The organism is Thermoplasma sp. (genome assembly GCF_008709555.1).
Lineage (GTDB): Archaea > Thermoplasmatota > Thermoplasmata > Thermoplasmatales > Thermoplasmataceae > Thermoplasma.
On the sequence record NZ_VYIJ01000002.1, the window covers coordinates 68,365 to 84,568 of the forward strand.

Sequence of the window (16,204 nt, forward strand, 5' to 3'; positions counted from 1 at the left end):
TATATTACGATGGCTGATATCTGACTGTATGGATATCACTAGACTTCACGAAGCGGGTGAAAAAATCAAGGAAATGCTTAAAAAGACTGGTTATTACAGCGAACCAAATACTTACCAACCAGATCTGTCTGATGGAAAGATATCATTTTCTTATGCATATCCAATAAAGGCTTTCGAGAAATTTCTTGGCTACTACGACAGCGAAAACAGAGTAGCCTTCAACCCCTCAATCTCCATGCGCACTGACTTCTCCTTTTGCCTGGCCGCCTGCAGATACAGGAAGGACGAAGACAAGGATACCATTGTGCTTGACGGAGAGTCAGACGAAAAATACTATAGGAAGGCGAAATTTGCCCTCGATAAATTCCGCCATGAGTACTCCATCAAGGGTTCCTTCGATTTCTACATCAGGAGATACCGAAGATATCAGAGAGCCAAGGGTCTGAGCGAATCCTCGGCTGTAGCAGCAGCAGTTTCGAGGGCACTGGTCTCTACCGTTTTCGGTGATGATGCGGCAGCGGATGATGTTTTCGTTTCGAGATATGCAAGGCTGGTTTCTGGATCTGGTACAAGGGCAGCTCATGATGGGATATCCATGTGGCTCTCGTATCCTGGCATGGATATCAAAGACTGCGCCGCATTCAAGGTCGGAGAAAACCAAAAAAGAATTCATTATGGTGTCTTTCCGAAATACAGCGATATACCGACTGACAGCGCACACAGAGTGGCCATGAATTCGATATTCTACGATAGATGGGTTGAGGAGAAATTCAATAATGTACTGAGACTTATCCCCGAAAGGTTCGACATAGACGATCTCCTCAAAATAGGAGAAAGCGATATGCTGAGGCTGAATTCTGTCCTGATGTCAGAAGGGTTAGTAATCCAGACCGCAGAGAGTATAAGAATCATTCATGAGATCCTCAAATTCAAATCTAAGAATGATGGTCTGTATTTCACCGCTGATACAGGCCCCTCAATAGCAATCTTCTCTTCCGATAGATCTATAATAGATGAATTCAGGGAGAATGTGGAGGATGAATACCTAGATGGAACTTACAATTTTGATGAATATAAATCAAAAATGAGCGAATTCAGCAGAGAAGTACAGGATTATTTCATGCACATATCCACTAGGTAGAATTTCCGCAGTGATCTACTCCTCAGCTAAGCTTTGGAACTTTTTCCTTTCAGCGAAGAGACCTCCGCTTGTATTGGCATATGTAATACACCGCAGATACGATCTCCACAGGCCAGAATTCGGAACGCACCGACCCTACTCAGCTGTTTCGTTTATACTGTTTGGTTATTACAATATATAAACTTATACCGGACTTCTTCATTATCTTTTCCATAGTGGGAAACCCATGTATCTCAAGTCCGAAGGAGAGTCTTACTGCTCCCCCCAACCCCTAACTTTTCTATAAATTTGCACGTATTCCTTCGCATGTCATTTAAGCTGATGTCTACACCTGTCATTCACCCGCGATCAGTGAAGCGATTACATTTTATGAAGAAGCACTATTATCCACCATGTCATCTTTAGCCTGTAATACCCTTGCAATATCACGCATCACATTCGAAGAAGAAAGTAAACATTCTGATATAGCGGAATATGTGGTGAACCAGAATTGTCTCACAGAACCTATAAACTGACTGAAGCAGCGGATCATTATCTCGTGCAATTCGAATGCGATGTCCGCTCCATTAGCTCAGCTCCGTACAACGGTGGTTGCGGTCTAAGAAGACGCTACATCAACAGGCATGTGAATAATAACTATGCATCAGACGTTAAAGTCGAAGTTGAAGAATTCCTGATGTTGAAAGGTATCCCGGATTCTGGTACTGTAGTAACGCTCACGGCTGCAGACATATCAAAGTACGTTCGAATGTCGAAAAGAGTTGGGGATTGGTATATTGATCTTTTCCTTACTGCAGGGCTGGACAATGCGCTCTCAATCGGGAACAGGTATGGAAAGCCAGGTACAATAAACATAGCTGTGATCACGGATATGCCGTTGAACCAGTCTGCAATGGTAAATCTTATACAGTCAATAGTTGAGTCCAAGGCGCAATTCATGAATGACCATGATGTCCGTGACATCAGGACAGATAGGAGAGCACCTGGCACCTCAACAGACACAGTTTCGATCTTCGTCACCACAGCTGAGGAAAAACTGGAGTATGCTGGCAGACTCACCGATGCAGGATACTATACTTCTATGATGGTCTACAACGCCCTGGCCTTATCCCACAAAAGCAATAGGGATCGGTCTTAATATAGACATGAGGCAATTGAATTTTGTCCATCGCGATGATCCCGTAATCAATCTTTAAATAGCATGCATTCATCGTTAAATTATGGTCATCGTTCGCTATTATGCCACGTTGAGGCCAATTACAAAGAAAAAAGAAGAGACCTTCAACGGAATCAAAAAGGTATCAGATCTTCTTGAGAAGCTCAAGGCAGAGTATGGTAATGAATTCGTCAAGCAGATGTATGATGGTGATAACCTGTTCAAGAACGTGATCATACTCATCAACGGCAATAATATAACATCTCTGAACGGACTGGAGACCGAATTAAAGGACGAAGACAAGATCGATCTGTTTCCACCGGTTGCCGGTGGTTGATAAAAGATCCTGCTGATCAACGTGAACTATTTTTCTTTGCATTTATCGATGCCGTGAGTATTATGCCTGTATTTCCGTCTATGTAGATCCGCTCACCCTCCTGTATCCTGCGGACCAGCCTGGCCTTTGTAACCACCGTTTTCCCCTTTATCGATGACATCAATGACGGCCTTATGTCGGATGTAAATATGTATCCCTTGAAATCTCCGTTTGGAGTTTTTCCATCGTCTGCAACCAGTATATCGCCATTACCCGTATAAGTTGCCGTTCCAGACAGGCTTTCTCCAAAGGAATAGCCGCGACCAATGAATTTACCGACAACGGCCACCTTAACGTCGTTTGTCCCTCCGAATGTGAAGTATGGGTCGCCGCTGGTCATGACGAGTTTGCTTCCGTCTGAGAATCGGCCTGAGCCTACTATATAATCCATGATCTCTGAGAAGCTGAGATTCTCAGCGTTACCTTCCATATGAAGCGGTGATACCCCAAAGTAAATATTGAGTTTTCTTGCCAGGCTGTCGCTTACCGTGGCGGCATAAACCATCGCTTTGGGCCTCAGTGAAGAGATCATTCTTACCGTGGATCCCGTATGCGTCAATGCAACGATGCCGTCGCTTTTTATATCATCGGAGAGTATCTTTGCCGCCCTGGCCACAGAATAGGCTATCGTATTTCCCTTGAAGTAATATGAGGAATCGAATGAGACTCTTTCCTCAACATAATCTGAGACCTCCTTGAGCGTCCGAACTGCCTGAACCGGATATTTTCCTATTGCACTTTCCTCAGATAGCATTAGTGCGTCGGCATTGTCTATTATCGCGTTGGTTATGTCAGAGATCTCAGCCCTCGTCGGTGAGCTGTTATTAACCATGGACTCCAGCACCTGCGTGGCCACTATGGTGAAATCTCCATCCTCATGGGCTGTTTTAATTATGTGTTTCTGCGCCAGCACCACCTCCTTCAGTGGCAGCTCAACACCGAGATCGCCACGGGCTACCATTATACCGTCAGATGACTTCACAATATCCACTATGTTATCGAGACCGCTCTTTGTCTCTATCTTTGATATTATATATTGATCGCCACCGCTGTCCATCACAAAGTCCCGAAGGCTGTCGACGTTGTCGGCCCTCTGGACAAATGAAAGTGCAAAGAAATCCACGCCGTCTGCGATGCCCTCCTTTATGAAGGTCCGATCTCTGTCCGTTATGGTTCCAAGTTCTATGAAGCGCCCCGGTATGTTGACCCTGCTCCTGTCCCTGAGCACGCCATCGTTAAGCGCTTTTATTGTGAACGGATCCGTGGATTCAACCTCAAAGGTCACCTCGCCATCGCTCATCAGTATCCTGTCGCCCACCTGTACCGTGGATAGTGCATTCATGTTGTTCAGTACGATGTCCCTGCCCATGATATATTCCTTCCCGGAAGCTATCTTCAGAGATCCCCCGGGAAACTCCCCGGTTCTGAGTTCCGGGCCTTTAAGGTCTATCATTATTCCAACATCCTTATTCAGTGATCTGACCATCTTCGTTATGCTGCTCACATCCCTTATATCCGCATGAGCGGAATTTATCCTCACTAGCGAAAGGCCATTCTCTATCATGCCCTTCATCACATCTTGGGAACTGCTGGCTGGCCCGATGGTTGCAACTATCTTCGTCTTCATTCTGATACACCTCCATCAGAACAGATATTATTTGCATGAAGCACTACAGCTGATTGGTTCATTGCGATATTCTGGCAATCACACCTGGAGACATATCTTGAATTGCGGCAATATGGATCTTTATCTGATATGGATAATTTCCAGGGTATATGGTATACTCCTGGTACTTGTCTTTCCTGAAACGAATCCTTGGACATCATCTAAGGTTATGCGAACATCGCAATAAATCCTTTTGATCCTTCAGAATTTTTTAGCTCTCTACTGGAGTTTCCCCATCTATCATACATTACGCAGAAATCATCTCTTTCCTTTCTGCATTCCGGATCGTTTTGCCTTGCAGGCTCTATCCAACGAATATTTTTCCGGTCAATGTTCCAGATCAAGAAGATCAGTAAATAATGAAGCGGGATTTAACGCGTCCCCTATGGCAGGGAAACGTCCCGAAAACTCCCGTACAATGCTTCGAAATGCGCAATTAATCAGAAATTAATTAATAGGAACTCACGTTTCCGCATCTATGACTGAACAGAAAGCCATAGTGACGGATGCTCCCAGAGGAGGAGTGAAATATACCAGCATCGATCTTGCCGAACCTGAACACTATGATGCAAAACTCTCACCTGTTTACATAGGCATATGCGGTACGGATCGCGGTGAAGTGGCCGGTGCACTTTCCTTTACATACAACCCTGAAGGGCAGAATTTTCTCGTGCTTGGCCACGAAGCTCTTCTCCGAGTGGACGATGTAAAGGATAATGACTACATAAAGAAGGGGGATCTTGTCGTGCCTCTCGTCAGGAGGCCAGGCAAATGCGTCAACTGCAGGATAGGAAGGCAGGACAACTGCTCAATCGGCGATCCGGATAAACATGAAGCCGGTATAACCGGCCTACACGGATTCATGCGCGATGTCATATACGACGATATCGAGTACCTGGTGAAGGTTGAGGATCCCGATCTGGGTAAGACAGCCGTCCTTACCGAACCACTCAAGAATGTTATGAAGGCCTTCGAGGTCTTCGATGTAGTTTCAAAGAGATCCATATTCTTCGGGGAGGATTCCACGCTCATCGGAAAGAGAATGGTTATAATCGGAAGCGGAAGCGAGGCTTTCCTGTATTCGTTTGCAGGTATCGACCGTGGCTTTGATGTCACAATGGTCAACAGGCACGACGAAACTGAGAACAAGCTGAAGATCATGGACGAGTTCGGAGTCAAGTTCGCCAACTATCTGAAGGACATGCCAGAAAAGATAGACCTGCTCGTGGATACAAGCGGCGATCCCACGACAGTGTTCAAGTTTCTAAGGAAGGTCAACAACAATGGCGTCGTTATACTCTTCGGCACAAATGGCAAGGCACCGGGATATCCCGTTGATGGCGAGGATATAGATTACATTGTGGAGAGGAACATAACCATAGCCGGATCCGTGGACGCAGCAAAGATACACTATGTACAGGCTCTTCAGTCCCTCAGCAACTGGAACAGGAGGCACCCAGATGCCATGAAGGACCTCATCACATATGAAGCGAAGCCCACTGAGACAAACATATTCTTCCAGAAGCCCCATGGTGAGATAAAAACGGTGATAAAGTGGCAGTGAAGATGCTCACCGGAGAGGAGATAGCTGAAGAAAAGGCGAAGGTACTGCGCGAAAGGATCCAGGAACTGGATCTCCAGCCCTCTCTGAAGCTCATACAGATAGGCAACGATGAGGCTGCATCGATATACGCACGAGCAAAGATCAGGAGAGGGAAGAATGTGGGCATAAAGGTGGACCTGGAGAAATACGAGGATATATCGGTGGAGGATCTCGTCAAAAGGATAAAGGAGATAGCCGATGATCCTGACATAAACGGCCTCATGATAGAGAACCCGCTTCCAAAGGGCTTCGACTATTACGAAATAGTCAAAAATATACCGTACTATAAAGATGTGGACGCGCTCTCACCCTACAATCAGGGTCTCATCGCGCTTAACCGTGAATTTCTTGTACCTGCGACACCCCGTGCTGTGATCGATATACTTGACCATTACGGATACCACGAGAACACGGTGACCGTGATAAACAGGTCTCCGGTGGTCGGCAGGCCTCTTTCTATGATGCTCCTCAACAGGAACTACACTGTATCTGTCTGCCACAGCAAGACCCCGGACATAGCATCCATGGCCAGATCCTCAAAGATCGTTGTCGTTGCCGTTGGCAGACCTGGCTTCCTGAAGAGAGACATGGTCACCCCCGGATCCGTTGTGATCGATGTGGGCATAAATTACGTCAGCGATAAGGTTGTCGGGGACACTGATTTCAATGATATATCAAACTACGTTGAGGCCATAACACCAGTACCAGGCGGAGTTGGACCAATAACTGCAACGAACATACTTGAAAACGTGGTTAGAGCAGCTGAATTTCAGAAAAAGAATATGGGAGTATGAAACGGATGAATGGGCTGCAAATCAGAATGAGTATGCGAAAAGTACGGAGATCAATGATTAATATAATGAAGTAACGATAGCCTCAGGACGGTATTCTCATTTCTGAAACGGTGGGGTTTCTCTAGTACAGGCGAATGAAATTCCAGCAGATGACAACGAAGTTTTATAATTAATTTGTAATACGTTTATCCGTATGCCTGATTATATGCAAGAAATTGAAAGAATTTCCAATTTCCTGAGAAAGGTTCTCGGTGGAAAAAATGCCGTCATTGGCATCAGTGGCGGAATTGACAGTTCAGTCACGCTTGCCCTTTTAACAAGGTCGATAGAGAAGGAGAAGATAATAGCGGTGTTTATGCCAGACAGGAACACGCCTCAGGCCGACTACGATGACGTGAAGCAGTTGACGGAAAAGCTCGGCGTCACGTACAGGCAGGTAAGGATAGATCCAATGGTTGATTCCTTCGTGAACACCCTTGCCGCGAGCGATCGGGCGGCAATAGGAAACATAAAATCGAGAATGAGGATGATAGTACTGTACTATTTTGCCAACACAAACAACGGCATGGTTGTTGGAACAACAAACAGGACCGAACTTCTCCTCGGCTATTTCACAAAGTATGGGGATGGCGGATGCGATGTTGAGCCCATTGAGCACCTGTATAAGAGGGATATTTACGAGCTTGCGAGGATCCTGGACATACCCGAATCCATCATCGCGAAGAAGCCCACTGCCGGCCTATGGGAAGGGCAGACTGACGAGGGCGAGATCGGAATGACCTATGCGCAGATGGACGATATACTCGCCGATATATTCGACAGAGGAACATTCACGGATAAGCTTGAGTACAAGAAGATTATGGAGATGCACAGCAGATCGGACCACAAGAGGACGCTTCCATACTCGTTGAAAAAATGATTGCAGATGACGGCCATCTTTCCCTTTGGATACTATCTGGATGTGAGCCTAATACTGGTTCTTGGAGCCATGGCTCTACCCATATCCAGGAAGATGTCCGTTGTTGAGATCCCGATACTGGTTTTCCTTGGGATAATCATAGGCCCCATGCTCCACCTGATAAGTCCCACTTTCTCCGTATACCTCTTCTCTTCCTTTGCGGGTGTGGGCATTGGTATGATGGGACTTGTCATAATACTTTACAGTGAGAGCCACAACATGAACCTGAAGGTACTCAGAAGCGAGTTCTACCGCATAGCATCCCTTGATACTGTGGGCGTCATAATAACTGCCGTAGTCGCAGGTCTGGTTTTCACAGTCCTTACGGGCGCCCCCATAATAGTGGGCTTTCTCTTCGGCGCCATAGTTTCGCCTACGGATCCCGTGACATTGATCCCGCTGTTCAGACGCGTCAAGGTCAGCGAGGATATATCAGAGATACTTGTGGGGGAGAGCCTCTTCAACGATCCTGTGGGCATAATACTTGTATCCATCGGTATCGCCCTTATGGCCCCTAATTCCTCGTACGTTTCTTTGTTCTCAGCCATGACAAGGGTCATCTCATTCTATCCTTCAGTTTTGGTGTATTTCTTGATACAAGTCGCGGTGCCTTCCATCGTCGGCATAGCCATAGGGTTCAGCGTTATATACCTAGACAGGAAGATAAAGTTCGAGAACTATCTCACCGCCATGCTTCTTGGCCTGGTCATATTCGAGTTCACTGTGTTTGAGAGCATATCAATAACGCCCTTTCCAGCGATAATAGCCACAGGAACCATAGTTGGAAACTTCTCGGACAAGAACATATTCTGGTCCAGGGAACAGAATTTCCAGGAAAGCCTCTCATTCCTCAGCGCAGCCATAATATTCATACTCATCGGATCATCCTTCACGCTATCCGAAATAATATCTTACGTGCTACTTGGTGTTGCTCTGACCATTCTTCTTGTGTTCCTGGTCAGGCCGCTCGCAGTATTTCCAAGTCTTCTTATAGCTGACGCCAGAAAACCGCACATGGGGGGATACTACAAGGTGGCAGCGTTCATCTCCCTCGTCGGGCCAAGGGGAGTTGTTCCCGTCGTCCTCTCGACGCTGCCATACGTTGTTGGTAAAGAGTACAACATCCCGATCCTGGTGACATGGGGGCCGCTTATAAGCGTATCCGCCCTCTTTGTGGTGCTATTTTCCATAGTGCTGCAGACCTTATATACGCCGATAATACGCAACATATTTCTGCCCGATTCCGGGAATACTACGGAAAAATGATCTGACTTTATGCGAAACACCTTGTCAACCGCATAAAGTTTAAAATCCGCATCATGGGATTTCATTCCGTGCAGTCCCAGTATCGCACCCAGGAGGGTATCCATTATGATATCGAATCAAACAGCTATATGCGTGTTACCGAACCGGATATAAATCAGAATCTTAGGGATGCGATAAGGATGGTAATAAATGAGATAACTTCATTTTCAGGCGAGATCTCCCAGTGGACGCTGCGTGAGATAACTGCCAGATACAGGAACCTCTACAGGATAAGAGATCCATTCGTGCTGGATTACTACATAAACAGGTATCTCTCCGGGCTCAGGAGTGTGTATCCACTTTATATAAATGACGGCATCGAGAGGATAATAGCCAACGGGTACGATCGTCCCGTTATAGTTCAGGCCGGAGGCAGGTATTATGAAACGAACATAACGCTCAAGCGCGAGGATCTGGACTCCATAGCGATAAGGATCTCCCAGATGATGGGAAAGAAGATATCAAGCGGAAGCCCGATAGCATACGGTACGTTCCAGAACTTTCGCGCTCTTGTTACATTCGGCGATGATGTTACCCCAATGGGGTCATCCGTGTATCTCGAGAGAAGACGTGTCGCGGCTGAGCCAGAGGCCATGACCAGTATGAGGGATCCAATCGTGTCCGCATACCTTGCAATCGCGCTGGAGAACATGAGATCGATCATGATCATAGGGCCGGACAGCCCCATGAAGATAGCTATAATATACCATCTTATGGGCATGATCAGATCTGAGAAGAAGATAGCCTACATAGGCGATAACGGCAGAATGGAGGCGCCTAGGAACATAGTCTACATGATGCCGAGGGAAAAAACCGTTTTCAGCAGCGAGATAGGCCGCACGGATCTGATCAACACGGCGCTGCGACAGAGACCCGACTTTGTTGTGGTGAATGGTTTAACGGCGCAGGAACTCCCCTCTGCGGTGCAGGCCATAACCACAGGGCATCCGACAATATCAGCCATGGAGATAGACAGCATAGAGAATTTCTCATCGCTATTCTCTGATCCCTCATCTGGCCTCTCCAGGGATATGACAGGCCTCTTCGACATCGTGATACAATTATCTGACAACGGTGAATACGTCAGGAAAATATACGAGTACGACAGGGTAGAGGGATCCGACGTGCTTTACAACGTCCCTTTTACTGCCGACAAGCAGAGGAAGCTCGTATTCAGTGGATACAGCGGCATATTCCGCAGGATGGCGAGAGTTGTCGGAGAGGATGATTTCAGGATCATGTTCGAAAGAAAGGTTAAAGAATTTTCTGGAGGTGGCTGACGAAATGAAAGGGTCCACGGGTATCAGAACGAGGGTGGATGGAGCCATCTCGAAGATCATACCGAAATCTACCGTCAAGAGGTACGAGGATCTGATGGTCAGGGCAAGGATGAACGCCGGGGCTATGACATATCTCATATCAGCATACGAATACGCGTTCTCCGGTGCAATACTAGTTGTGTTCGTGGCTCTGATAGCCTACCTATTCTATCACCCGCTGTGGATAATCGTATCATCAGCATCGTTCCTGGTCTACGCTCTAGCCATTTACTATATATTTACGCTGCCAGAGATGAAGGTGAAGGCGATAAGGTCAAGCGTTGAGCATGTAATGCCGGACGCTCTCGCGGTTGCCTACGGACTCTCGCTTTCAGGCGTACCGGCAGACACCATGATAAGCGAGCTGTCAGGTATAAAGGAGCTGGGGGAATTCGCCAAGGAATCGCAGAGGGTGAACTCTTTCATGTATGCGATGGGCTACGACTTCCTCAGCGCTCTGGAACGCAGCGAAAAGGTCAGCGCTTCTCCCGATTTTTCCAGGTTTGTGGCCGGCATAAGGCTCTCAATAATTCTTAATTCCGATCTTACCGCCTTCCTCAGGGACAGACTGGATTACTATAGGAGGATCCAGGAGAACAGGTCGAAGCTATCTCTTGATTCGCTCGGCCTGGCTGCTGAGAGCTATGTTGCCGTTGTCATCGCGTTTCCTATACTCCTATACCTCACGGGATCAATTATATCCATAAAGAACAGCTCAGTTCTCTTCTTTGCCCTATCGATGGTGATACTGTTCTCGGCTGCAGCCGTCATGGGTTATTTCACAGACAGGATAAGGAGGGATGTATGAACAGGTGGATGTACTCGGCACTGATAGCGATGATAGGCCTCATAATAGGGGGTGTAATAAAGAACTTCGTACTAATAGCGATATTCCTCATATCAGCAGCTCTGATCTTCATAGGAACCGGATACACTGAGGCTGCAAGAGAGGCTGAGGCCAAGAACATGCAGGTACCATCCCTCGTAAGGGATATTTCAGGCTATTCCAGCTATGGCCTTTCGCTCTATTCGGTTCTCCGAATGATAAAGAATGAGGATCTGGGTCCCATAAGGGAGGAGGTGGATAAGGCGCTGACCATGATGAGAAATGGGAACACCATAGAGGAGGTATCGCAGTACCTGGAGAGAAACTCCTCGCCCGATCTGGCTCTGGTCTCTGCGGTGCTCAAGAATGCTGACAACACGGGAAGAGCTGGAGAGACGCTGCAGTTCCTTTCAACGTACATGAACGAGAGGTCGACAAGGCAGAAGAACGTAATGCAGACCTCTGAGAATTATGTTGGCCTCGTCATAGGTTCATTCCTGATATTCGTTCTCGTCATGGTCATCGTGGATTTCTACTTTCTTCGCGCAAACGGACACGGCATGGTGCTGCTATCCTCGATCGTCATGATGGCACAGTCATATGTCACCGGTTTCTATCTAGGGCTTGTCAGGTACGACAGCTTCGTGTCTGGTACGTTTTACGCCGGAATTCTCAGTCTCGTTACTGGTCTTCTTCTCGTTGCGGCGGGGTCTCTATGAGCATATATGAGGTAAAGAATAAATATCCTGACGATGCGGTCATACTGGCGCTTAGATATCTCGGCACTGCGCATGAGATCACGTTGGATGAATTTGCGGTGCAGAACGGTATAGATGCCATCACAAAGTCGCAGATAGAGAGATTTGTTGACGATTATGTCAACAGGATGGGAAAGATACAGCCGCTTGTTGATGATCCAGATATAGAGGACATAACGATTTTACCTGAGAACTACGTGTATATTTACCACAGGACGCTTGGAAGCGTGCGTACTGATATCTTCTTCACAGAATACGAGGCGGGAAGGTTTGCCAGGCACCTTGCACAGAGATCGGGAAAGACGCTGTCTGTATATAACCCGATCGTGGATATATCGCAGGGAAACTTAAGAATAAACCTCGTTCACCACGATGTTTCCAAGCCAACCATTTCCATAAGGAAGCTAAGATCGAATCCGTTCAATCCAGCAAACCTGATCGGAAACGGCACGGTCTCCCCGGAGATTATGGCATACCTGTGGGAAGCCATACAGGCAAGGCTGAACATACTCATAACTGGTTCCACGGCAAGCGGGAAAACGACTTTCCTCAATGCCATTGCGATGTTCATAGATCCGCTTATCAACGTTGTGCTGGTTGAAGACACCCATGAACTCTACCTGGAAGGGAAAAATATACTGCTAATGCAGCCCAAGCCCAATGTCAATGGGCTGTCCATGCAAGACCTTCTGGATGTGATATCCTACAGGAACCCCGAATACCTCATCGCTGGTGAGATCAGGGGTAGTGATATCGGTGCATTCTTCAACTATCTTGCTTCTGGGAGGAAGGGGATAACGACCGTGCATTCTGGAGGTCCGGCTAGCCTTATAAGAAGGCTCAGGTCGCCACCTAACTCCATACCGGATTCAAGCCTGATGAACGTGGACATCATTGTGGAGATGAAAAACGACCTCAGGAGGCATGTGGGCAAGGTTTCAGAGGTACGCATGGAGGATGGGATCCTGATCAACAACGTATATGAGTACAGCAACGGGGGCTACGAGGAATCTGGAGTTAGCTATGCTGTGAAAAAGATCGCCGGTCTGAGAAGCATGCCTGAGGCCCACGTCGAAGAGAGTATCAGGAAGAAGCGGGACTTTCTTGCCGGCCTTGACGCAAGGATCGGATCCACCGATTTCTTGATCTCCCTATCAGAATTCAAGGCAGACTGACCGACTGCAAAGGGAGAGAACCCTGCAGTGTTGATGGGTCACTTCCTCGACACGATCTTTATGACGTCTGAATCCTTCAGAACGTAATCCCTGCCAAGTATCATCTTCGTCCTGCCGTTTATAGCCCTTATGAACCCCTCACCGATATCAGTATGCACTTTGAATGCCAGATCGAGCGCTGTTGAGCCCTGAATCATAACGTATGCGTCAGGAAGAATGTTACCGGCCTTATCTGTCCACTTATTCTCATCGTATACTGGGTATACAACGATATAGTGGAGTATTTCCTTTACGACCTTCTCTATCAGATCATGGATCCTTATAACATGCGGCGTCCTGAACCACCTGTCGATCATGGCCAAGGCTTCCCTCTGCTTCTGATTCCCACCGATCACGTTGAATCCGGTAAGTACAGAATCTATCAGACCTGCGTTGCGGGCCCTCTTCACGGCCAGTTCGTATTCTGCAGAAACTATGTGTATATCTGGTATGGATCCTGTTATCCTCTCGATTGCGCCCGCATCGATCCTGTCGCCCTTGTTTCCAGCATAAACGATGGGCTTTGCGTGCTTCAGTATTGAGGACGCAAGGTTGTAGGCATCGTCTATGGTCCATATGCTCAGCCTTGCAGGAAAGAATTCGGTTTCCAGTATCTCAGCTATCTTCTTCTCGGATATTCCAAACAGGGCAAGCTTTCTCCTGAGTGCAACCTCGCGCCTTTCGCCTGCCGCCTCGCTGCGCCTGCTGAAGTGATCCCAGTCTGAATAGATCCTGTCAGCAAACCACTTCTTGATCTCATTTGTTACGAGTTCTATGCTCTTCCTTATCTCATCCACAGATCCGGAGGAAACGTCCACTATGAGCACTATGGCATCAACATCCCTGACTGCGTCAAGGAATTCGTTGCCCATTCCCCTGCCCTCGCTGGCGCCCTCTATTAGGCCAGGGACGTCTATGACCTGCACGGGCACGTACCTTATGCCGTTCTCGCAGTAACCCTCCCTTGGATTGCAGTGGGCCCCTATCTCGGTATCCGGACACTTCACCGTGAAGAATGTCATGCCTAGGTTCGGTTTGACTGTGGTGAATGGAAAATCCCCGATCTCGGCCTCATTCTGCGTGGCCGCTGAGAAAAACGTTGATTTTCCGACATTTGGTTCACCGACGAGGCCGATCTTCACCGACATATCAGGCTGATTCCTTCTTTAAAAATAAAGGTTTTTCAGAAGTATATATAAAAAGGTGTTCAGTTCGTGGCCGGAAACGCTGTTTTTCTTTCCGACCTGCTCTTGAAACCAAGAGCTGCCAGATAGTACATCGTCTTGGCAAATCCGGCAAAGTTGTCGAATTCAACCTTTGCGAACTTTTCCGTTGCCTTGCCCTTTGTCTCGCCAAGCTCCTTGAATATGCCTTCAATGCCGGAGAATACGCGCTCGTTCATGTTTCTCACAACCCACTGTACTATTGGATTCCTCATCTCGCTGGTCAGGTAGGGGAACAGTTCCTTCGTCACCCTTATGGAATGTTTCCATGAGATGTACAGTATGTCCCAGTACTTCTTCGGTATCGTATCTATCCATGGGAATTCGTTGCCCTTGAGCCTACTTGCCGTCATCGGTATTACCGGAAGCGGGAATATCCACGCCTTTAGATCCAGGTCGATCATGCGTTCAACAAGCTTTATGCTCTCCTCTATGTCTTCGTCCGTCTCATCAGGGTATCCTATGGTCATCGTGTAGCACGGATGTATATGGTTGTCCACCATGATACCCGTAGCGTCCACTATGACATCGCCCCAGTCATGCGGGGTCCATGGGAACGGCTTTCCTCTCATGTACTTGGATATTATGCGCTCGCTTCCGCTTTCAAGACCGACAACTGGTGCCTCTGCGGTATATTTATCGTATTCAGCTATCTCCGCTATTGCCTCCACGGTCTTCGGACTTGACTTAGCCCCGGGTGCCGAGATGTGCGGAAAGTATATGTGTGTGGCACCCATCCTCTTTACAGTGGTAAACAGATTGACAAGAGCCTCATGATTCACCTGGAGCTTCTTTGACCCGTAGAGCATTATGTCGTCCGTGAGCAGTTCTATGCTTCTTATGCCATGGTCTATGTTGAGCTGCACCTCCTTCACTATGTCCTCTATGGGTATGGATCTGAAGGTTTCAGGCGTTATGGAGCAGAACTGGCATCCCCTGGGGCACCCACGGGTTATCTGGACCTCCCCGAACCTCGATGGCTTTATTATTGTCGGGATCTCCTCCACCTTTGGCATGCGGCCGTACGTGACCTTCGGTATCTGCTCGTTTTTCTCAATCTTCCTGACAAGCTCAGGAAAATCTATCTCCGCTTCCCCGTCCAGCACCGCGTCAACCCAGTCAGGCATATCCATTGCAACCTGCCAGGCCCCAGGGCCGCCCACAATGACCTTAAACCCATACCTTGTCCTGAGCTTTCTTACCTTTTCACCCAGCTCCCTGAAGAACTTTGCAGTCCAGCTGTCTCCACCGCCAAATATCATGGTTAACTTTGTCGAAACAGGGCTGAGCGCGTAGGGGTCGTGCACGTTTATGCCCAGGACCTTTGTACCGGAATCAACGGTTTTCTCGAGATGCTCCGGTGGAGATACAACAACGGAGATGCCCTTCGATGCCAGTATTGCCTCCACCTTTCTTAGACCATACGGTGCGACAACAGCTTCTCCGCTTTCGTATGCCTTTATGGGCGGTGTGAAGAAGCGATCCATGAAGAAGCGTGGTACTAGCCTTGCAGGAAGACACGCAACATATCCCAGTGGTGATGATCCATTGTAATCTGTGAACGTACCCCTATCAGATGTCAATACTACTTCCCAGGACATAAGTTAACAATACATCAAAATATTTAAACCTTGCTAATTTTATTCAACAAATGAAAATATAGTTGACTCATGCTAATAGATGCCGGTTAAAGTTTACTTATAAATTTTTTATAGTTATATTTAACAATGATTTAAATGTATTGTCAAAAAACATGTCAATTTTCCGCAGACTATTCGCAATATGGAAGATGCCAATATCATGAACAAAAGATCGGGATCAAAGGGTCTAAAATGAACTGAATGGAGATCATTAAATCTTCAGGT

Annotated in this window: 14 protein-coding genes; 11 read left to right on the plus strand and 3 right to left on the minus strand. The window is 47.3% G+C overall.

Going from position 1 to position 16,204, the window contains the following annotated elements:
- Positions 1-28 precede the first annotated feature (28 nt).
- The 3 genes from F6Q11_RS01215 (at position 29) to F6Q11_RS01225 (ending at position 2,634) form a co-directional block, all read left to right on the plus strand.
- The gene (locus F6Q11_RS01215) at positions 29-1,141 is read left to right on the plus strand and encodes a mevalonate 3,5-bisphosphate decarboxylase (protein ID WP_297025902.1); all 1,113 of its coding nucleotides are present in this window, start codon (positions 29-31) and stop codon (positions 1,139-1,141) included.
- Positions 1,142-1,631: 490 nt separating this feature from the next.
- Positions 1,632-2,279 carry an adenosylcobinamide amidohydrolase gene (locus tag F6Q11_RS01220; protein ID WP_297025903.1) on the plus strand — a complete coding sequence of 216 codons (648 nt, stop codon included), beginning with the start codon at positions 1,632-1,634 and terminating at the stop codon, positions 2,277-2,279.
- A gap of 82 nt (positions 2,280-2,361) precedes the next feature.
- Positions 2,362-2,634, plus strand: coding sequence for a ubiquitin-like small modifier protein 1 (locus F6Q11_RS01225; protein WP_297025904.1), 273 nt, complete (start codon positions 2,362-2,364; stop codon positions 2,632-2,634).
- 16 nt (positions 2,635-2,650) lie between these two features.
- On the opposite strand, the gene pyk is transcribed toward F6Q11_RS01225, so the two are convergent.
- A complete protein-coding gene (gene pyk, locus F6Q11_RS01230; protein ID WP_297025905.1) occupies positions 2,651-4,300 on the minus strand; it encodes a pyruvate kinase in 1,650 nt (549 codons plus the stop codon).
- Between the two features lie 517 nt (positions 4,301-4,817).
- Between pyk and gdh the strand changes: the two genes are divergently transcribed.
- From gdh to F6Q11_RS01270, 8 genes are all read left to right on the plus strand, one after another.
- Positions 4,818-5,903: a glucose/galactose 1-dehydrogenase gene (gdh, locus tag F6Q11_RS01235; RefSeq protein WP_297025906.1), complete on the plus strand. Its 1,086-nt coding sequence runs from the start codon at positions 4,818-4,820 to the stop codon at positions 5,901-5,903.
- On the plus strand, positions 5,894-6,736 hold the full coding sequence (locus F6Q11_RS01240) for a bifunctional 5,10-methylenetetrahydrofolate dehydrogenase/5,10-methenyltetrahydrofolate cyclohydrolase (protein ID WP_297025907.1): 843 nt from the start codon (positions 5,894-5,896) through the stop codon (positions 6,734-6,736). Before gdh ends, F6Q11_RS01240 begins: the two co-directional genes overlap by 10 nt.
- A 205-nt stretch (positions 6,737-6,941) precedes the next feature.
- A complete protein-coding gene (locus tag F6Q11_RS01245; RefSeq protein ID WP_297025908.1) occupies positions 6,942-7,655 on the plus strand; it encodes an NAD+ synthase in 714 nt (237 codons plus the stop codon).
- A gap of 6 nt (positions 7,656-7,661) precedes the next feature.
- Positions 7,662-8,960 (plus strand): sodium:proton antiporter, encoded by a 1,299-nt coding sequence (locus tag F6Q11_RS01250; RefSeq protein ID WP_297025909.1) that lies wholly within the window; start codon positions 7,662-7,664, stop codon positions 8,958-8,960.
- Between the two features lie 68 nt (positions 8,961-9,028).
- Complete coding sequence (locus F6Q11_RS01255) at positions 9,029-10,279, plus strand: type II/IV secretion system ATPase subunit (RefSeq protein ID WP_297025910.1); 1,251 nt, start codon at positions 9,029-9,031, stop codon at positions 10,277-10,279.
- Between the two features lie 4 nt (positions 10,280-10,283).
- Positions 10,284-11,126, plus strand: a complete 843-nt coding sequence (locus tag F6Q11_RS01260; RefSeq protein ID WP_297025911.1) for a type II secretion system F family protein — start codon at positions 10,284-10,286, stop codon at positions 11,124-11,126.
- A complete protein-coding gene (locus tag F6Q11_RS01265) occupies positions 11,123-11,863 on the plus strand; it encodes a type II secretion system F family protein (RefSeq protein ID WP_297025912.1) in 741 nt (246 codons plus the stop codon). The genes F6Q11_RS01260 and F6Q11_RS01265 overlap by 4 nt, the downstream gene beginning before the upstream one ends.
- Positions 11,860-13,077, plus strand: a complete 1,218-nt coding sequence (locus tag F6Q11_RS01270; RefSeq protein WP_297025913.1) for a type II/IV secretion system ATPase subunit — start codon at positions 11,860-11,862, stop codon at positions 13,075-13,077. The genes F6Q11_RS01265 and F6Q11_RS01270 overlap by 4 nt, the downstream gene beginning before the upstream one ends.
- Before the next feature lie 38 nt (positions 13,078-13,115).
- Here the strand turns inward: F6Q11_RS01270 and ychF are convergent, their stop codons facing one another.
- The gene (gene ychF, locus F6Q11_RS01275; protein WP_297025914.1) at positions 13,116-14,264 is read right to left on the minus strand and encodes a YchF-related putative GTPase; all 1,149 of its coding nucleotides are present in this window, start codon (positions 14,262-14,264) and stop codon (positions 13,116-13,118) included.
- Between the two features lie 59 nt (positions 14,265-14,323).
- A complete protein-coding gene (locus tag F6Q11_RS01280; RefSeq protein WP_297025915.1) occupies positions 14,324-15,940 on the minus strand; it encodes a radical SAM protein in 1,617 nt (538 codons plus the stop codon).
- Positions 15,941-16,204: the final 264 nt, after the last annotated feature.